Genomic DNA, 18112 nt, shown 5'->3' on the forward strand with positions numbered 1-18112 from the left:
CGGGGACCGGGGCCGCGGGCCGCCGCCCGGGGCGACCACCCCGAGCCCGGACAATCCGGCCGCCTTCCGGTCGGCTCGAGTCGAACACAAGGAGTGCCGTGGGCGTGAGCCTCAAGGACGTCGCGCAGCGGGCAGGCGTGTCGATCAAGACCGTGTCGAACGTGGTGAACAACTATCCCCATGTCACACCGCACATGCGCGCCAAGGTGCAGCAGGCCATCGACGAACTCGGTTACCGTCCCAACCTCACGGCACGCCATCTGCGCAAGGGGCGCACCGGCATCATCGCCTTCGCCGTTCCCGAACTCGGGAACCCCTACTTCGCGGAGCTGGCCGGCGCCGTCATCGACGCCGCCGCCCGCCACGACTACACGGTGCTCGTCGATCACACCGCCGGCCTGCGCGAGCGGGAGCTGCTGGTCAGTCAGGAGTTCCGGTCGCACGTCATCGACGGACTGATCCTCAGCCCCATTCATCTGGAGACCGAGGATCTGATCGGCCGTCAGGAGACCTCGCCACTGGTGCTGCTGGGGGAGCGGGAGTACGAGGCGCCGTACGACCAGATCGCCATCGACAACGTGGCCGCCGCCCGCACCGCCGTACGGCACCTGCTGGACCTGGGCCGCGAGCGCATCGCCTTCCTCGGCTCACGCACCGACCGCGAGCGCCGGCCCGCCCACCTGCGACTGCGCGGCTGGCGCGAGGAACTCGCAGCCTCCGGCCGGCAACCGGACGAGACGCTCGTCGTCGCCACCGACGGCTACGGGCGCGCCGACGGCGCCGCCGCCATGGCCGCTCTGCTCGACCGGGGCCGGCAGCCGGACGCCGTGTTCGCCTACAACGACCTGATCGCCATGGGAGCGATGCGCACGCTCACCGAACGCGGACTCGCCGTCCCGGACGACGTCGCCGTGGTGGGCTTCGACGACATCGAGGAGAGCCGCTACGGCAGCGTCACACTCACCACCATCTCTCCCGACAAGCAGGCCATCGCCCGGCTGGCCGTGGAGAGTCTTGTCGAACGGCTCGCCGGTCACGTCATGGCTGAGCCGCGCAGGGCGAGACCCGGCTACCGGCTCGTGGTGCGTGAATCGACCGGCCCCGCAGAGGCGCGGGAGGCCGCCCGCGAACCGGTTCATGAAGCCGGCTCCGTACCGGTTCAGGAAGCCGGTCCCGCACCGGCGACGTAGAGAGACCGGAACCCGCCCGACGACGACCCGGAACCCGCCCGACGACGACCCGGAATCCGCCCGTCGGCGACCCGGCATCAGCCCCGCGACGCTCCGGCACGATCCCGGCGACCACCGCGATCCGCCCCCACCGGCCCACCGTGTTCTTTGGGGACACCATCCGCCACGAGGACTCAACATGCCCCGACCCACCGCGCAGCACAGGCCGTTCGGAAGTACACCGAGCGGAGAGGACATCGGCCTGTGGCGACTGGAATCCGGCACAGGCGTGTACGCCGAGGTCCTCACCTACGGCGGCATCCTGCACGCACTCGGCGTGCCCGGCACCGCGGGCGACACCGCCTCCGTGGTCCTCTCCCTGCCCTCCGCCGACCAGTACGCGGAGAAGAGCCCCTACTTCGGCGCCCTCATCGGCCGGTACGCCAACCGCATCGCCCATGGCCGCTTCACCCTCGACGGGGCGACCCATCACGTCCCCGTCAACGACCGCGGGCACGCACTGCACGGCGGTCCGGAAGGCTTCGACACGAAGCTCTGGCACGCCACCCCGCTGGTCGAGTACGACAGGGCGGCGGTGCGGCTCTCGTTGCACAGCCCCGACGGCGAGATGGGCTTTCCCGGCGCGCTCGATGTCACCGTCACCTACGCGCTCGACCCCTCCGGCACCCTCTCCCTGTCCTTCACCGCGGAGACGGACCGGCCCACGGTGGTCAACCTCTGCAACCACGCCTACTTCAACCTCGCCGGAACCGGCGACATCCTGGCCCACACCCTTCAGGTCGACGCCCCCGCGTACCTGCCGGTCCGCGAGGACGGCATCCCGACGGGCCCGGCACTCGACGTCGCGGGCACGCCCTTCGATCTGACGGCACCCGCGCTTCTGGGGGACCGGCTGTCGGCACCGGACGCCCAGATGGAACGGGCCGGGGGCTTCGACCACTGCTGGGTCCTGTCTGCCGCCCCCGCCGGCACTCTGCGGCGCGCCGCCCGGCTCACCGCCCCGGCCGAGGAACGGGTCATGGAGGTGTGGACGACGGAACCAGGACTGCAGGTCTACACCGCCAACCAGCTCAACGGCTCACTCATGGACGGCCACGGACGCAGCCTCGGCCGCCACAGCGCCGTGTGCCTGGAGACCCAGCATTTTCCTGACGCGCCCAACCGTCCTGACTACCCGAGCACCGTCCTGCGCCCCGGCGCGACGCTGACCAGCCGCACCGAGTTCCGCTTCCCGCACCTGCCGACGTGATCCCCCGTCACTGTCGCAGGGCTGCCCGCAGCCACGCCGCCGCGGCGATCAGCAGCAGGCCCTGGGTGCCCACCGTGACCCACCGCCCCCGGCCCGCCCCGAGCCACATGAACAGCAGCGGGCCCCCGAGGATCACCACCGTAGTGGCGGTCAGCGCCGCCGCCGCACCGACTGCCCTCGCCCCCCGGACCGGGGGCCGAGGAACCCGTTGAAGTTCATGAGGAACGTCAGGGCCCAGCACCCGAACCCCGAGCCCAATACCACCAGTACCGTCCCCACGGCCACCGCGAGGTCGACCGCCCAGTGCGCGCCATCCCCATGCGGGAAGTGTGTTCCTGCCGGCACTCGACAGGCGTGAGTACGGGTACTCAACCGCTGCTCCACGAGCGCCCGCCACGGCAACGCACGTCCGTGGTGTCAGGAGATGTCCGCGCCCCGCAGCAGCAGTTGAACCACCGCCAGCGCGGCCACAGCGATCGCGGCCCGGAAAGGCCACTTCCTGTTGCCGTGCCGAACGGCCGTGGCAGCCACCGCCGCACACCCGGCCGTGGCGGCGACGGCCTGTCCGATCACCCCGGGCGTGCCCGGAGGCCCGGCGGTGAGCACGCCGAGAGCCGTCAGCATCACCGCGGGAGCGAGCCACCGGCACGCGGTGGGCCCCATGCGCTGCGGCAGGCCCCGGACACCGGTCGCGAGATCGTCGTCGATGTCCGGGAGGACGTTGACGAGATGTGCCCCGACGCCGAGCACGGCGCTCCCGACCGTCGCCCACCAGGCTGGCCACGGCTGGGACGGCAGTCCCAGCGTGACGAACGCGGGCAGTGAGGCGAACCCGAGGGCGTAGGGGAGCGGGGAGAGCACGGTGCCTTTCAGGAGGAGGTTGTAGGCCCAGCCTCCGGCCACCACTCCGGCCAGGTGCACCGTCGCCGCCGTCACCCCGCTGAGCAGGGACAGCGGCACGCAGAGAGCCAGCGCCACCGCGGCTGCCCTCGCCACCACGTGCTGCGCCAGGGTGCCGGCGGCCACCGGTTTGTCCCGGCGGCCGACCGCGGTGTCCCGCCGTGCGTCGACGGCGTCGTTGCACCACCCGACGGAGAGCTGTCCGGCCAGCACCGCGGCCGCGACGCCCAGCGAACCGACGGGCCCGCGGCCGGCCGACAGGGCCAGCGCGGTGACGAACACCGTCACGGCGACCGTCGCCTCAGGGTGGCACGCACGCAGCAGCACCAGTAGCCGGTGTGTCGCCCGAGGGGAAGTCGCGCAGGGGTATAGAGACACGAGTGCAAGGTAATGACCGGATCGACCGTGAGGAGACATCCCGGTATGCGTGTCCCCGCGCTCGACGAAATGGCCCCCGCCCCCTCCTTCGCGTCGAACCGGACCACCACCGTCGTCGCTGTGCGGACCGCTCTGCCGTCGCACCGGTACGCCCAGAGCGACCTGACCGAGCTGATCGGTGATCTGTGCCTGCCGCCGGGCGAGGACCGGGGCCTGCTGCGCCGCCTGCACCGCTCGGCGGGAGTGCGTACCCGTCACCTCGCCCTGCCCATCGAGCGGTACCCGGGGCTGACCGACTTCGGGCGGTCCAACACCGCGTGGATCGAGGCGGGTCTCGCGCTCGGCGAGGAAGCACTGGTGGGCGCCTTCGAAAGCGCCGGGATCACAGCGGCGGACGTGGACCTCCTGGTCTGCACGTCCATCACCGGAGTCGCCGCTCCGTCGCTCGACGCCCGCCTCGCCGTTCGGACGGGAATGCGGCCGGACGTGAAAAGGATCCCCGTCTTCGGACTGGGATGCGTTGCGGGCGCCGCGGGTCTGGGCCGGATCCACGACTACCTGTGCGGCCATCCGGAGGACACCGCGGTACTCCTCAGCGTCGAACTCTGTTCGCTGACCCTCCAGCAGCGCGACGGATCGCTCGCCAACCTCGTGGCGGGGGCACTCTTCGGGGACGGCGCGGCAGCAGTCGTCGCCCGCGGCGGCCGGGCGGCGGGGCCGGACGCCGGCCGGCCGCGGGTGGTGGCCACGCAGGGCCGGCTGTACCCGGACACCGAACACCTGCTGGGCTGGCAGATCGGCGCCGGCGGCTTCCGCGTCGTCGTCGACGCCGGCATCCCCGACATCGTCCGGGCCCGCCTCGGCCCGGACCTGCGGGCCTTCCTCGCCGCCCACGGCCTCGGCCCGGACGATGTCGGCACCTGGATCTGCCACCCGGGGGGCCCGAAGGTGCTCTCCGCGGTCGCCGACACGCTCGACCTGCCCGAAGGCGCCCTGGAGTCCGCCTGGAAGTCACTGGCGAGCGTGGGGAACCTGTCCTCCGCCTCCGTGCTGAGGCTTCTCGAGGACATCGGCACGACCGGGCGTCCCGCACCGGGGACCTGGGGCGTACTGCTCGCCATGGGCCCCGGGTTCTGCACCGAGTTCGTCCTCCTGCGCTGGTGAGGAAACGCTGATGCTCTGGTACACCGTGCTCGTATCCGCCGTCGCGGCGGAACGCGTCGTGGAACTCGTCGTCGCCAGGCGCAACGCCGCCTGGACCCTGGCCCGTGCCGGCGTCGAGCACGGCCGCGGACACTACCCCGTCATGGTGGCCCTTCACACGGCTCTGCTCACGGGCTGCCTGATCGAGGTGGCGATCGCCGACCGGCCGTTCGTCCCCGCCCTCGGCTGGTCCATGCTGGGCGTCGTCGTGCTGGCCCAGGCACTGCGCTGGTGGTGCATCAGGACCCTCGGCCCCTACTGGAACACCCGTGTCATCGTCGTTCCCGGAGCGCGCCTGGTCCGGGCCGGCCCCTACCGTTTCGCCCGCCACCCGAACTACGTCGCCGTCGTCGCGGAGATCGCGGCCCTGCCACTGGTGCACTCCGCCTGGCTGACGGCCGTCGTGCTCACCGCGGCGAACGCGGTACTGATGGGCGTCCGCGTCCGCTGCGAGAACACCGCCCTCGCCCAGGCCGTGCCGGCATGAGCCCGGCTCACGACCTCCTGGTCGTCGGAGGCGGGCCCGCCGGCCTGGCCACCGCGCTGCACGCCGCGCGGGCGGGCTTCGACGTCGTCGTGGCCGAGCCGCGCACAGCGCCGATCGACAAGGCGTGCGGCGAGGGACTCATGCCGGGCGCGGTACGGGCGCTGCAGGCGCTGGGCCTGAAGGTCCCCGGCCAGCCGATCGCCGGCATCCGTTACGTGCAGGGCACGCGCGCGGTAGAGGCGGCGTTCCGGCAGGGTCACGGCCTCGGCGTGCGCCGCACCAGTCTCCACCTGGCCCTCCATAAGGCGGTCGTCGACGAGGGAGTCCCCGTACTGCCTCTCCGGGTCACAGGCGTGTCCCAGGACGCCACGGGTGTGACCGAGTGCGGCACCGGCCTGCGCGCCAGATGGCTGGTCGCCGCGGACGGCCTCCACTCGCCGGTGAGGCGGTCGCTCGGACTGGTGACCACCTGCCGCGGCACGCCTCGGTACGGATTGCGCCGGCACTACGCGGTGCCGTCGCGGTCCCCGTACGTCGAAGTCCACTGGGGCCCGCACGGGGAGGCCTATGTGACACCGCTCGGCCCCCGGCTCGTGGGCGTCGCCCTGCTGACGTCTCGGCGCTCATCGTTCGGCGCGCAGCTCGCCGGCTTCCCCGAACTCGCCGCCCGGTTCCACGCCGGGGCGGCCGTGACGGACGTCCGCGGCGCGGGCCCGCTGCGGCAGTCGGCCGGCGCCCGCGTCCACGGTCGCGTGCTGCTGGTGGGCGACGCCGCCGGATACATCGACGCGATCACCGGGGAAGGTCTCTCGCTGGCCCTGACGGGCGCCGAAGTGCTGGTCGACCATCTGCGCCGCGGGACGCCCGCCGCCTACGAGTCGGCCTGGCGTGCGGCCACCCGGCGACACAGGTTCCTGACCGAGGGGCTCGTGCGGGCCCGGCAGCAGCCCCTGCTGGCCCGGCTGATCGTTCCCACGGCCAGAAGACTCCCGGGCGTTTTCACCGCCGCGGTGAACGCCCTCGCGTGACCGGATGCCCGCCCCCGCCGCCGTCCCGCAAGTGCTGCGGCCGCGCCATCAGCACCGCGACGTCGTCCTGCGGGCGTACGGGCAGCAGTTGCCGCAGGACGCCGTCACAGAGTTCCTCCAGCGGCTGCTGATCATGGTCCCGCAGCGCATGGGCCAGTCGGCCGAGGCCCTGATCGAGGTCGCGGCCGCGGGTCTCGATGAGGCCGTCGGTGTACAGGACCAGCAGACTGCCCGGAGGCAGCGGGATCCGCTCGGCCCGGAAGTCCTGCCCTCCCGTTCCCAGCGGAGTGCCCGGAGGGCCGTCCAGGTAGGTGATCGCTCCGCCGGGCGACGCGACGGCCGGCGGAGGGTGGCCGGCCCTGGCGATCAGACATCCGCCGGAGACGGGATCGTGGACGGCGTAGACGCAGGTCGCCATCTCGTCCTGTCCCATGTCGGCCACCACGGCGTCGAGCGAGCGGAGTACCTGCGCGGGCGGGATGTCGCTCCGCGCGAGCGTCCGCACCGCGGTGCGCAGCTGCCCCATGACGGCCGCGGCGTGGATGCCGTGGCCCATGACGTCTCCGATGACCAGTCCGGTTCTGCCCCCGGGCAGCGTGATGACGTCGAACCAGTCGCCGCCGACATCGTGTTCGCTGGCGGGCAGATAGCGGCCGGTGAGTTCGAGGCCGCCGACCGTGGGGAGCTCGCTGTTGGTCAGGCTGCGCTGCAGAGTGAGGGCCGCCGCGCGCTGGCGGGTGTACATGAGCGCGTTGTCGATGTTCAGTGCCGCTCGTGCGACCAGTTCGTCGATGAGGACGCAGTCCTGCTCGTCGAAGGGCTCGTGACTGCTGAGCCGCGTCACCACGACGGCTCCGAGCACCTTGCCCCGCGCGACCAGCGGGATCAGCCGCGCCGAGCCGAGGGTCTTGAGGTACGAGCGCAGGTCGTCGGCCCGGGGATCGGTGATCAACGCCGGCACGTCGGAGCGGTACAGATCGGTCGGACGCCCGTCGGCGATGACCCGTTCGTACAGGGATCCTTGCGGAATCCGGGACGTCATGCCGGGCACGAGGTTCGCCGTGGGGGCGGACGGATCCGGGAAGGTGGCGGCCATCCGGCGGACCACACCGTGCGTGGACGCCGCGGACTCATCCGGTTCGATGAGCTCTTCGAGGAGTTGCACGTCGGCCGAGTCGGCGAGCTGGGGCACCAGCACCTGCACCACCTCCTCCGCGGTCTGTCGCAGGTCCAAGGTGGTGCCGATACGGGTACCGGCCTCCGCGAGCAGGGCGAAGCGGCGCCGGGCGCGCTCGGCCTCGATCTCGGCCCGCTGGCCCTCGGTGATGTCGATGAGGGAGGCGATCAGCCCCAGCGTCCGGCCCGAGCCGTCGACCAGCGGAGCGTACGAGCAGGACCAGGTCCGGTCCCGCTCCGGGTCGGCGGCGGTCCGGCCGGTACGGCGGACGTCGACGACCGCGGTGCCCCGGTCCAGAACTTCCCGCATCGTCGATTCGAGTCCCGCGGCGTTGACGCCGGGCACCACTTCCGAGAGCCGTTTGCCCAGATGCTCGGCGGCGGAGACACCGTTCATCCGCGCAAGGGCGTCGTTGACCCGCAGGAAACGCAGATCGGTGCCGAGGGTGGCCAGGCCGATGGGCGACTGGGTGAAGAGACTCTCCAGGGCCGCCAGCGATTCCCGCATACGCAGCACCTGCGAAGTCTCCATGGCGATAAGGAGGGCCCCCGGCTGTCCCTGCGCGTCGGCGGCCGGGACGATCCACATCTCCATGGTCACGCGGTGGCCGTCACGATGGCGCACGGACAGGGTCCCGACCACGGTCTCCCCGGCGTGGACGCGGCGCGTGAGCTGATCGGCCAGGGGGCCGTTGCCCTCGGGCACCAGCAAGGCGGACGCGGGCCGGCCGAGAATGTCCTCGGGCCGGTGCCCGAGCAGGTCCTGGGCGGCCAGGGACCACTCCACGACGCGTCCCTCCGCGTCTTCCCTCCACAGCGCGATCGGAAGCAGTTCGCGGAGCACGCCCGCGTATCCGACAGCGCCTACGGGCGGTACCTGGCCCGCCGACCGGTGAGCGTCCAATATGAGACCTCACTACAAATGGATCATTTAATACCAAATCACCCTATCCGAGACTCCGTGGTCGGGCCCGGCCCGGCACGGGTCCCGCCTTACTCGGGCACGGCGTCGGGGTTCTGTGCGGCGTCCTTGCGGCCCTGCGGTGTCGGCTTCGCGTGGATGTACAGCTGCCGGCGGTCCTCCACCTCGACGTGCCGGGGCAGCGGCAGTTCGAAGCGCACCGGGCGGCCGTGGTCCGCCATCTGCCGCGCGGGGTTGTAGACCCGGTTGAAGCGCCACAGCATCCGGGCGAAGTTCGTCTGGCCCCGGGCCAGGTTGGCCGCCAGGACGCGCCCCGCGCCGAACGCGGTCCGCAGGCCGAGGTGCTTGCGGTTGATCACCGACTGCGTGCGCACCAGCTCGCGGTAGAACTCCTCCAGGGGCAGGGTCGTCGGCACGACCGCGTGCTGGATGTCGAAGAGCCGGTAGTCGCGGGTCGTCAGCTTCCGTGCCTCGGTGTGCCAGATCTCCGTCCCCGGATACGGAGTCATCACGGTGAGGTGGACGATCTCCGGAACAGAAAGGGCGAATTCCCGGACGACCCGGAACCGCTCCCGGTCCCATGCCGGATCGACGATCAGGTTGATGGCGACGGTGATACCGAGCTTCCGCGCCGTCTCGAGGGCGTGGAAGTTCTCATCAGGGCTGATGCGCTTCCGGTAGAGGTCGAGCCCTTCGGCGTCGATCGCCTCCATACCGAGGAACATGTACTTCAGGCCGAGACGTGACCAGCGCTCGAAGATCTCCCTGTTGCGCAGCAGAACATCGGCACGGGTCTCGAGGTAATAGCTCTTGCGGATACGGCGGCGTTCCAGCTCCGCGGCGATCCCGTCGCCGTGTTCGGGACGGATGAAGGCGACGTCGTCGACGATGAAGACGTTCCGCTCCCGGATGCTCGCCATTTCCTCCGCGGCGACCTGCGGAGAAGCCTTTCGGTAACTGCGGCCGTAGAAGGTCCAGGCGGAGCAGAAAGAGCAGTCCCAGGGGCAGCCGCGGGTGAATTCGATGGAGGCGCAGGGGTCGAGCTCGCCGATGAAATAGCGGCGGCGGTGCCGCAGGAGATCGCGCGCGGGGCGAGGGGAGTCGATGCTGTGCAGCATCGCGGGCGCCGGGCCCCGGCCCTCCAGGGTGACCGCCCCGGGCACGGAGGACAGACCGCCGTCGCGGGCGGCGTCGAGGAGCGGCCCGATCGCCGTCTCACCCTCGCCGCGGGCCACCGCGTCCACGGCGCCGTCGGCCTGCTCCAGGACGTCGTCGGCGACGAAGGACACGCTGTGTCCCCCGAAGAAGACGAAGACGCCGGGCAGCCTCCGCTTGGCGTCCTGGGCGATCTCGATCGCCTCGGGAATGTTCGCCAGGTAATTGAGAGAAACGCCGATGGCCTCCGGCCGGAAGGATTCCACAAGGCGCGACAGCGCCGTATGCGACTCGGTCTGCAGGTCGATCACCCGCACCTCATGACCCGATTCCCGTGCCGCACCCGCGACACGCTCGAGACCCAGCGGCTCCAGACGCAGGAAGATCTCCGAATACATGAGCGCGCTCGGATGAATCAACAGCAACCGCATGCCGGCCTCCAATTCGTAGAAGAGGAAAACCCACACCCTTGTGCGAGCACTCCAGGCCTGTCGGTCCACCTCGTGGCCGCGCTGCGGAGTGCGAGACGGTGGCATGAGATGTCGGCAAGCAAACACCTCGTCACATCCGAGTCGCGGGACCTGACGGAGGAGAGCGCCCTTCGTGTCTCGTTTCCGACTCGCATGGCGGCACGTCACGGGCCGGAGTGGGGGCGGCTGCGCATACGGCGGCAGGCGTCCGTGTGAGCGGGAGTTCCTGCACGTCCGTTTCGGACCCGTCATCCGGAGCAGGTGCCGCGCGGCACACACCGGGGCCGACGGGACCGACGAAAGGCGCCGGGGCGATCGGTGCCAGGATGCTTATGGTGCACGGACAGGGCCATGTACGTCGTGACCGCCGTGAGTCGTGGTATCCCCGGGCGGATGACGCAGGATGACGCCGGCCTGACAGCAGGTCCGTAGCCCCCCGGGCTGTTCGTGACCCGTGGGCCAGGACGGAGAAGCGGTCCCCGCCTCCTCACTCGCAAGGTGTCGTTCATCGCGGGCGCCGTCACCACGATGGCCGACCTGACGACGGACGGTGAAGGGGCGTTCCACCACGAACAGCGGTCGTTGGTGGCGGCGCCGCCGGGAGGCAGGCTCACGTGACCAGGGCGGGGCTGCCGCGAGCGGCAGGCCGAGGCATTTCGTCCCCGCGCCCATGGGGCGAACCCGCCATGAGTGCGACGGGAGTTCACCCGCTGAGCTCACCGTGTCAGCTCAGCGGGTGCCGAACGTCCGGCGCCCAGGCGGTCCTTGTGCAGGAGATCAGTGGGGGATGCCGTCGATCAGGTCCCGTGCGCCCTGGCGCAGCAGCGCGACCGCGACGGAGGTGCCCAGGGTGGCGGGGTCGAGGCGCCCGGCCCACTCGTGGGCGTTGAGGATCACCTTGCCGTCGGGGGAGAAGACCTTCGCCCGCAGGGACAGTTCACCGTTCCGCTCGCACCGGGCGTAGCCCGCGATGGGGCTGTTGCAGTGCCCTTGCAGCACATGGAGGAACATGCGCTCGGCCGTGACCTCGCGGTGCGTGCCGGGGTGGCCCAGGTCGCTCACCGTGTCGATCAGCGCCGAGTCGCCCTCCCGGCACTGCAGGGCCAGGACCCCCGCGCCGATCGGCGGGCACATCACCTCGGTCGACAGCGTCTGAGTGATCACGTCCGCCCGCCCGATGCGCTCCAGTCCCGACACGGCCAGGAGCAGCGCGTCCGCGTCGCCCGCGGCCAGCTTCTCCAGGCGCCGGTTGGCGTTGCCCCTCATCGGCACGCACTCCAGGTGCGGGTGCGAGACGGCCAGTTGGGCGGTGCGGCGCACGGACGAGGTGCCGATGCGGGTGCCTTCGGGCAGCTCGTCGAGCGTCAGGCCGCCCGGGTGGATCAGCGCGTCGCGTACGTCGTCGCGCTCCAGGAACGCCGCGAACACCGTTCCCGCCGGCAACGGCCGGTCCGCGGGCACATCCTTGACGCAGTGCACCGCGAGATCGGCCTCGCCCGCGAGCAGAGCGGCGTCGACCTCCTTGGTGAACGCGCCCTTCCCCTCGACGAGGGACAGGTCGCCCATCCATTTGTCGCCGGTGGTCTTGACCGGGACGACCACGGTCGTGATGCCGGGGTGGAGTGATGCCAGCTCGGCGCGGACGCGCTCCACCTGGGCGAGCGCCATGGGGGAGTCGCGGGAGACGATGCGGATCCGGTCAGGGGTGGACATGGCGTCCACGATAGACCGCGGGACAGGGCGCTACGGTCCCGGACACCGACGCGCCCCGTCCCGATACGGTGAGTTGCTGTGCCGCCGGCAGGACGCGGGCCGTCGTCGCCGGTGCAGCCCGGCCGTCGCCCGCCGGTTCGCCCGCTGCGCCCGCCGGATCGCGCGCCTGGGAAGGACCGGCCGGAAGCACGGCCCCGACCCGTCAGCCCTATCGGAACGCGGCGACGTAACGCCGCGACCAGTCGGCGAAGGTACGCGGCGCACGGCCGAGAACACGCTCGACATCGGGGCTGACGCGCTGTTCCGCGCCGGTCGGTTCGCCGAGGATGGCCAGGGTCATCTCCACCACCGGTTCGGGCATGAACCGCAGCATCTCCTCGCGGGCCTCTTCGCGGGTCTGCTCCATGAACCGGACCGGTTCGCCGAGCGCTTCGCCGATCGCCGCGGCCCGCTGCCGGGGCGTGCTCGGCGTGGGTCCCGTCAACTCGTAGATGCGTCCGCCGTGTCCGTCCTCACGCAGCGCCACGGCGGCGACCTCGGCGATGTCGTCCGGGTCGACGGTGGGCAGGCCGACGTCACCGAAGGGTGCGGCGACGCTCCGGTGCGCGCGGACCGTCTCGGCCCAGGCGTACGCGTTGGAGTTGAAGCCACCGGGCCGCAGGATCGTCCACGTCATGCCGGACTCGCGTACGGCGTCCTCGATCGTGCGCCCCGTGTCCCCGTGCGAGGCCGACTGCGGCCTGGTCGCGACTCCTTGGGAGGACAGCAGGACGACCCGGCCGACTCCTCCGGACTTGGCGACGTCCAGGATCTCGTAAGGGTTCAGCAGGTGCGCGCTCGCACCGCCGTTCTGCAGGAACAACGCGTCGGCGCCGTCGAACACGGGGCGCAGGCTCTCCGCGTCGGTCAGGTCCGCCGCCCGGTGCGGGACGGCCTTCGGGACGTCCGCGTCCTTGATGGTCCGGGACGTCGCGGTCACCCGCTCACCGCCGGCCGCGAGGACCTGTACCAGCGAGCGTCCGACATTGCCGGTCGCCCCCGTCACTACGATCATGACAACTCCCCTGTATTTCCAATGTGGTTACCGATGCACGGGCTACGGGCCGGAGTGCCGCCGACCTGTTGTCCGGGCGATGTGGGGACGCTAACACCGGCGGTATAGTAGGTACCTACAGGAAAGTGGCTAACCGATAGGGATGTGTATGGCACGCGAAGCGACCCGGACGCCGCCCGCCGCGTCCGACCCGGAGCTGGCCTGCCCGATCGGGCCGGTCGTCGACATCGTGTTCAGCCGGTGGACCACACCGATCCTGTGGAGCCTGCACACCTACGGGCGGCAGCGATTCGTCGAACTGGAACGGCGGATCGCCAGGATCACCCCGAAGGTGCTGACGCAGCGGCTCAGGCAACTGGAACGCGACGGCCTCGTCGTACGCACCTACCATCCCGAGGTCCCTCCTCGGGTCGAGTACGAGATCAGCGAACTCGGCCGCAGTCTCGCCCCGCTCTTCGCGCACCTGGCCGAATGGGCCGCCGACAACCTGGACAAGGTCGAGCAGGCGCGGCACGACTACGACACCGTTCCGGTCCGCTGATTCACGTGGTCGGCGGCTGTCCCGCCGCCGGGTCCCCCGGATGCCGGGCCGTGTGCGCCGCTGCCCGTTGCCCATCGCGCCGACGACCCGTTACCACGGTGTGTCCGGACCGATGGATGGAGGCGACATGGGGATCCTCGACAGCGCGCGCGTGGCCGTTCGGCTGCCGGCGCAGGACCTGGAGCGAGCGAGGCGCTTCTACTCCGAGAAGCTCGGGCTCGAACCCGTCGACGAGCGCCCGGGCGGGCTCCTCTATCGCTGCGGGGGCGCGGACTTCGCCCTGTTCCGGTCCGCGGGAGCTTCGCCCGGGACCTTCACGCAGATGGCGTTGGAGGTCGACGACCTCCGGGCCGCCATGGACGAGCTCAAGCGGCGCGGCGTGGTGTTCGAAGAAGTCGATCTGCCCGGTCTGAAGACCGTGGACGGCATCGCCGAGGTCCAGGGGAACTATCCGAGCAAGGGCGCGAAGGGCGAGCTCGGGTGCTGGTTCCGTGACAGCGAAGGCAACATGCTGGGACTCGGCCAGCCGGTCCGCTGACGGACCACCGCGCGCACCGCTCGGCGAGGCGGCGACCTGTAGGGGGCCGGTGGTCTGGGTTTCAGGGCTGAGCAGCGAGCCCCGTCCGGTATCCCCGCCATGGACTGCGGACCTGACACGGTGTCGTCTACGTCGAATCGTCATCAGCGACCCCGACCCGTATGGGGCCGGCGCCCATGATCTCGATGATCAGGACGCTCACCAGGCGGGCGACGTGTGGGCATTGAGCGTGTCCCCCGGCCTGGTGGGGAGCTGCGCCAAGGGCTGAGGCGCTGTGACGGTCAATGCCTGTCAGCGAACGTGGTCGCTCTTCGGCCCGATGCCTTCGATCCTGGTCGGAGTTCCCTCCGGGCCGAACGAGTGGTGGAAGGTGAAGGCGTGCGGCGCGGAGCCGTGGTCGTGGAGGTGTTCCAGCCTGGAAACCCCGTCCTGCCAGGTGGGTATCGCGCCGTCGGAGATCCACCAGATCACGTAATTTGGGTGCCCTGTCCTCTCGAACCAGTCGTAACGCCTGTTCAGCGCCTCACGGTGCAGCCCGGTGTAGACGGCGTCGAAGGCGGGGCGCAGGTCGGTCCAGAGTGAGAGGGTCGCGGCCAGGGCGGTGGTTTCCACCGTGTGGCCCTTGCCGTACCAAGTCGGTACGGCGAACTCTCCCCATGCACCCCAGTCCGCCTCGAAGAGCATGCCCCGGTCACCGTCTGCCGCTTCAGCACGCGCGAGGTACCCGGGGTGCCGGCTGATCTTCCGGTAGACGGCCTCACCACTGTCGTAGAGATCGCGCGTGAGAGGTCCGGGATCGGCGAGAGGTGACTTCAGGACGCCGAATGTGTACAGCACAAGATGGGGCATGCGTCTCTCCCTGGTCGGGGTGCCTGGTGTGGACCCGGTTCGGTGGCTTACGCACGGGGCGAGGATCCGTGGGGCGCGATCAACTCGTCCCGTCGCGGGCGGCTCAGCCTGAAGGAAGTCCTGTGCGACCGTGGGCGATCGCCGAAGACCAGGTGAAGGTAGCTGTCTCTGCGGGCCATGTCGAAGTTGCGTTTTCCCCGTCCAAGTGGCCTCTTGCGCCGGTCATTGCGGGTGCTGGGGCGGGCCCGCTCCGCGTCCGCAAGTCCCACTCCACGCGCAGCACAATGCTCCGGGAACCCTGGCAATCGCCTGATTCGCCGGACAGGAACCAGCCGGCCGGGCGGAGCCGGGATCGAAAAGCAACTTCCGTCCTTGACTAAACAATTGCTCTACTAAACCGTTTACTGGACAACGTTGTCAATCCGGTGCACAGTAACGCCCCGGAGTGATGGATCCGCTCCCTCCAGGGAAAGGGCGAACGTGATGGTGTACGGAGCACTGGACATCGGGGGCACGAAGATCGCCGGCGCGGTCGTGGACGAGGAGGGCAGGCTGCTCGTGCGGGCCGAGCGGGCCACCCCCGCCCGGCGGCCGGCCGAAGAGCTGATGGGCGCCGTGACGGCCGTGCTCGACGAGCTGGCCTCACACCGCGCATGGGACGCGCTGTCCTGTCTCGGAATCGCGAGCGCCGGTCCCCTGGACATGGCGGCCGGCACGGTGAGCCCGGTCAACATCCCCGCCTGGCGCCGGTTTCCGCTGGTCGAGCGGGTGGGCGCGCATCCGCGGACGCCGCTCGGTCTCCGTCCCGTACTGGTGGGTGACGCCGTGGCGATGACGGCGGCCGAGCACTGGCTCGGCGCGGCCCGCGGGGTGGACAACGCCCTGTGCATGGTGGTGTCGACCGGCGTCGGCGGCGGACTCGTGCTGAACGGCCGCCTCCACCCCGGGCGTTCGGGGAACGCCGGCCACATAGGCCACATCACCGTGGACCTGGACGGGCCCCTCTGCGCGTGCGGCGCGCCCGGCTGTGTCGAGGGGCTGGCCAGCGGCACCGCCATCGCCGCCCACGCCCGGGCCGCCGGCTGGACCGCCCCGCCCGGTGCGACGCCGGACGCCGCGGCGGTCGCGGCCGCGGCCAGAGCCGGGGACGTCCGTGCGCAAGCGGCGTACGAGCGCGCCGCGCAGGCGCTGGCGGCGGCGATCGCGGCGACGACCGCTCTCGTCGAACTGGACCTGGTGGTGATCGGAGGCGGCGTGGCACAGGCCGGTGACACCCTCTTCGCGCCCCTGCGCCGCCGCATGGCGGACTACGCCGTGCTCGACTTCACCCGTGACGTGCCGATCGTGCCGGCCCGGCTCGCCCTCGACGCCGGGCTCATCGGGGCCGCGGCCGCCGCGTCGGCCGCTGCCGGCCATCCGGCCGTGCAGGTGGCGGCGCCCCACCCGTAAGGGGGTGCGGGCAGTGGCGCGAACGGTGTCCACGGAGCCGGCCGAGATGAACAACTACTAAACTTAACCGGTTTGGCTTCAAGTGTTGTGTCCATGTCTTTCGACGCCTAGCCTCTCTTCCAGTCGCCCGCACGAAAAGACGAACTGCCACCGCTCGACACTGCTTCGACCGGCAAAAGGCGGCAGTCCGTGTGACCTCTTCTTCCCGCCGACCGGTGGGAGCCGCAGTCAATACCCGGTCGGCGGGGACCCTGTCCCGCCCTGCGGCGTATCCCTCGCGATACCTGCCGAATTCCGGACGTGCAGAGTTCCGAATCCGGACTCCGGATGCATTGCGGCAGGGGGACAAGAGCGTCCGAACGACATGACACCTCCGCGCGCCCGGGCCACCGCGCCCGACGCACGCGTGCAACCACGTTGGGAGCAGACCATGAGAAGGAAACTGGCCACCGCGGCGGGAGCGCTGCTGGCCATGGCCGCCACCCTGTTCGCCGCCCCCGCCCCGGCCCACTCGGCGGAGGCGGCGTCCGGGTTCCACATCAGCGAAGGCCGGCTGCTGGACGCCGGCGGCAACGACTTCGTCCTGCGGGGCGTCAACCACGCCCACACCTGGTATCCGAGCCGTACGACCCAGGCGCTCAAGGACATCAAGGCGCTGGGTGCCAACTCCGTACGTGTCGTACTGAGTACGGGCGACCAGTGGACCAGGAACGACGCAGCCGACATCGCGAACGTCGTCGCGCAGTGCAAGGCGAACCGGCTCGTCTGCGTCCTCGAGGCGCACGACACGACCGGGTACGGCGAGGCCGGTGCCGCGGTTCCCCTCTCCCGCGCGGTCGACTACTGGATCGACGTCCAGGCCGCGGTCAAGGGCCAGGAGAAGTACGTCATCCTCAACATCGGCAACGAGCCCTACGGGAACTCCGGATACAGCGCCTGGACATCCGGCACGACCGACGCGATCAAACGGCTGCGCGCCGCCGGATTCGACCACACCCTCATGGTGGACGCGCCGAACTGGGGCCAGGACTGGTCGTTCAGCATGCGGGACAACGCGGCCGGCGTCTTCGCCGCCGACCCCGACCGGAACACCATGTTCTCGATCCACATGTACGGCGTCTTCGACACCGCGACCGAGGTCAGGGACTACCTCAACCGGTTCGTGTCCAACGGACTTCCCATCCTCGTCGGCGAATTCGGCGACGCCCACTCGGACGGCAACCCCGACGAGGACGCCATCATGGCGACGGCCGAGCAGCTCGACGTCGGCTACATGGGCTGGTCGTGGAGCGGCAACGGTGGCGGCGTCGAATACCTCGACATGGCCACCGGCTTCAACGCCTCCCGGCTCAGCCCCTGGGGTCAGCGCATCTTCAACGGCGCCGACGGGATCAAGCAGACCGCACGCGAGGCCGGCGTCTTCACCGGCGGCCCGGCGGCCGGCGGCTGCCAGGTCACGTACCGGCTGAGCGACTGGGGCAGCTCCTTCAACGCCGATGTGACGATCCGCAACACCGGCACCACCGCCGTCAAGGGCTGGCAGCTCGACTTCGCCTTCCCAGGTGACCAGAGGGTCAACTCGGCCTGGAACGCCAAGGTCGTCCAGCAGGGGGCACAGGTCCGTGCCACCCATGAGCCCTGGACCGAGACCGTCCCCGCCGGCGGCAGCGTGAGCTTCGGCCTCAACGGCTCCTCCAGCGGCGCCAACGGGATCCCCGCCGCCTTCACCCTCAACGGCACGCCCTGCGCCAAGGGCTGACGGGACACTCCTCCTGCCGGGCACCGGAACGCTCCAGGGCCCCGACCGGGT

Annotated in this window: 16 protein-coding genes; 9 read left to right on the top strand and 7 right to left on the bottom strand. The window is 70.8% G+C overall.

Annotated elements, in window-relative coordinates; all coding sequences use genetic code 11:
- Positions 1-98 precede the first annotated feature (98 nt).
- Positions 99-1190: a LacI family DNA-binding transcriptional regulator gene (locus tag ACWGH4_RS13960; protein WP_453459835.1), complete on the top strand. Its 1092-nt coding sequence runs from the start codon at positions 99-101 to the stop codon at positions 1188-1190.
- Positions 1191-1368: 178 nt separating this feature from the next.
- Positions 1369-2439 carry an aldose epimerase family protein gene (locus ACWGH4_RS13965; protein ID WP_453459838.1) on the top strand — a complete coding sequence of 357 codons (1071 nt, stop codon included), beginning with the start codon at positions 1369-1371 and terminating at the stop codon, positions 2437-2439.
- 7 nt (positions 2440-2446) lie between these two features.
- Here ACWGH4_RS13965 and ACWGH4_RS13970 read toward each other — a convergent pair whose 3' ends face one another.
- Together ACWGH4_RS13970 and ACWGH4_RS13975 are read right to left on the bottom strand one after the other, a co-directional pair.
- Complete coding sequence (locus tag ACWGH4_RS13970; RefSeq protein ID WP_453459841.1) at positions 2447-2578, bottom strand: hypothetical protein; 132 nt, start codon at positions 2576-2578, stop codon at positions 2447-2449.
- Positions 2579-2856: 278 nt separating this feature from the next.
- Positions 2857-3666: a UbiA family prenyltransferase gene (locus ACWGH4_RS13975; protein WP_453459844.1), complete on the bottom strand. Its 810-nt coding sequence runs from the start codon at positions 3664-3666 to the stop codon at positions 2857-2859.
- 96 nt (positions 3667-3762) lie between these two features.
- On the opposite strand from ACWGH4_RS13975, the gene ACWGH4_RS13980 reads away from it, so the two are divergent.
- The 3 genes from ACWGH4_RS13980 to ACWGH4_RS13990 are packed head-to-tail and all read left to right on the top strand — an operon-like array spanning position 3763 to position 6435.
- Positions 3763-4881: a type III polyketide synthase gene (locus ACWGH4_RS13980; protein WP_453459847.1), complete on the top strand. Its 1119-nt coding sequence runs from the start codon at positions 3763-3765 to the stop codon at positions 4879-4881.
- A gap of 10 nt (positions 4882-4891) precedes the next feature.
- Positions 4892-5407 (top strand): isoprenylcysteine carboxyl methyltransferase family protein, encoded by a 516-nt coding sequence (locus ACWGH4_RS13985; RefSeq protein WP_453459850.1) that lies wholly within the window; start codon positions 4892-4894, stop codon positions 5405-5407.
- A complete protein-coding gene (locus tag ACWGH4_RS13990; protein WP_453459853.1) occupies positions 5404-6435 on the top strand; it encodes an NAD(P)/FAD-dependent oxidoreductase in 1032 nt (343 codons plus the stop codon). The genes ACWGH4_RS13985 and ACWGH4_RS13990 overlap by 4 nt, the downstream gene beginning before the upstream one ends.
- Here the strand turns inward: ACWGH4_RS13990 and ACWGH4_RS13995 are convergent.
- The 4 genes from ACWGH4_RS13995 to ACWGH4_RS14010 all read right to left on the bottom strand — a co-directional run bounded on the left by ACWGH4_RS13995 (position 6407) and on the right by ACWGH4_RS14010 (position 12925).
- Positions 6407-8455, bottom strand: coding sequence for a SpoIIE family protein phosphatase (locus ACWGH4_RS13995; RefSeq protein WP_453459856.1), 2049 nt, complete (start codon positions 8453-8455; stop codon positions 6407-6409). The two genes, ACWGH4_RS13990 and ACWGH4_RS13995, sit on opposite strands and share 29 nt — an antisense overlap.
- A 149-nt stretch (positions 8456-8604) precedes the next feature.
- The gene (gene hpnR / locus ACWGH4_RS14000; protein WP_453459859.1) at positions 8605-10119 is read right to left on the bottom strand and encodes a hopanoid C-3 methylase HpnR; all 1515 of its coding nucleotides are present in this window, start codon (positions 10117-10119) and stop codon (positions 8605-8607) included.
- An 816-nt stretch (positions 10120-10935) separates the two neighbouring features.
- Positions 10936-11871 (bottom strand): hydroxymethylbilane synthase, encoded by a 936-nt coding sequence (gene hemC, locus ACWGH4_RS14005; RefSeq protein WP_441262371.1) that lies wholly within the window; start codon positions 11869-11871, stop codon positions 10936-10938.
- 208 nt (positions 11872-12079) lie between these two features.
- Complete coding sequence (locus tag ACWGH4_RS14010; RefSeq protein ID WP_453459863.1) at positions 12080-12925, bottom strand: NAD(P)H-binding protein; 846 nt, start codon at positions 12923-12925, stop codon at positions 12080-12082.
- A 142-nt stretch (positions 12926-13067) separates the two neighbouring features.
- Between ACWGH4_RS14010 and ACWGH4_RS14015 the strand changes: the two genes are divergently transcribed.
- Both ACWGH4_RS14015 and ACWGH4_RS14020 read left to right on the top strand, forming a co-directional pair.
- Entirely contained in the window at positions 13068-13466 is a 399-nt protein-coding gene (locus tag ACWGH4_RS14015; protein ID WP_441262373.1) for a winged helix-turn-helix transcriptional regulator, read from the top strand.
- Between the two features lie 127 nt (positions 13467-13593).
- Positions 13594-14004 (top strand): VOC family protein, encoded by a 411-nt coding sequence (locus ACWGH4_RS14020; protein WP_453459867.1) that lies wholly within the window; start codon positions 13594-13596, stop codon positions 14002-14004.
- Positions 14005-14295: 291 nt separating this feature from the next.
- Here ACWGH4_RS14020 and ACWGH4_RS14025 read toward each other — a convergent pair whose 3' ends face one another.
- Complete coding sequence (locus ACWGH4_RS14025) at positions 14296-14853, bottom strand: DUF3291 domain-containing protein (RefSeq protein ID WP_453459870.1); 558 nt, start codon at positions 14851-14853, stop codon at positions 14296-14298.
- 483 nt (positions 14854-15336) lie between these two features.
- Here ACWGH4_RS14025 and ACWGH4_RS14030 point away from each other — a divergent pair, with 483 nt between their 5' ends.
- A complete protein-coding gene (locus ACWGH4_RS14030; RefSeq protein WP_453459873.1) occupies positions 15337-16302 on the top strand; it encodes an ROK family protein in 966 nt (321 codons plus the stop codon).
- A 430-nt stretch (positions 16303-16732) separates the two neighbouring features.
- The gene (locus tag ACWGH4_RS14035; protein ID WP_453459876.1) at positions 16733-18061 is read left to right on the top strand and encodes a cellulase family glycosylhydrolase; all 1329 of its coding nucleotides are present in this window, start codon (positions 16733-16735) and stop codon (positions 18059-18061) included.
- Positions 18062-18112: the final 51 nt, after the last annotated feature.

It is taken from the genome of Streptomyces sp. NPDC054847 (assembly GCF_053610925.1).

Excerpts from the sequence above, each read along its gene's own strand:
- hpnR (WP_453459859.1), bottom strand. The coding sequence starts at position 10,119 with ATGCGGTTGCTGTTGATTCATCCGAGCGCGCTCATGTATTCGGAGATC.
- ACWGH4_RS14030 (WP_453459873.1), top strand. The coding sequence starts at position 15,337 with ATGGTGTACGGAGCACTGGACATCGGGGGCACGAAGATCGCCGGCGCG.
- ACWGH4_RS14020 (WP_453459867.1), top strand. The coding sequence starts at position 13,594 with ATGGGGATCCTCGACAGCGCGCGCGTGGCCGTTCGGCTGCCGGCGCAG.
- ACWGH4_RS14010 (WP_453459863.1), bottom strand. The coding sequence starts at position 12,925 with ATGATCGTAGTGACGGGGGCGACCGGCAATGTCGGACGCTCGCTGGTA.
- ACWGH4_RS13990 (WP_453459853.1), top strand. The coding sequence starts at position 5,404 with ATGAGCCCGGCTCACGACCTCCTGGTCGTCGGAGGCGGGCCCGCCGGC.
- ACWGH4_RS13985 (WP_453459850.1), top strand. The coding sequence starts at position 4,892 with ATGCTCTGGTACACCGTGCTCGTATCCGCCGTCGCGGCGGAACGCGTC.
- ACWGH4_RS13965 (WP_453459838.1), top strand. The coding sequence starts at position 1,369 with ATGCCCCGACCCACCGCGCAGCACAGGCCGTTCGGAAGTACACCGAGC.
- ACWGH4_RS14035 (WP_453459876.1), top strand. The coding sequence starts at position 16,733 with ATGAGAAGGAAACTGGCCACCGCGGCGGGAGCGCTGCTGGCCATGGCC.
- ACWGH4_RS14025 (WP_453459870.1), bottom strand. The coding sequence starts at position 14,853 with ATGCCCCATCTTGTGCTGTACACATTCGGCGTCCTGAAGTCACCTCTC.
- hemC (WP_441262371.1), bottom strand. The coding sequence starts at position 11,871 with ATGTCCACCCCTGACCGGATCCGCATCGTCTCCCGCGACTCCCCCATG.
- ACWGH4_RS14015 (WP_441262373.1), top strand. The coding sequence starts at position 13,068 with ATGTGTATGGCACGCGAAGCGACCCGGACGCCGCCCGCCGCGTCCGAC.
- ACWGH4_RS13980 (WP_453459847.1), top strand. The coding sequence starts at position 3,763 with ATGCGTGTCCCCGCGCTCGACGAAATGGCCCCCGCCCCCTCCTTCGCG.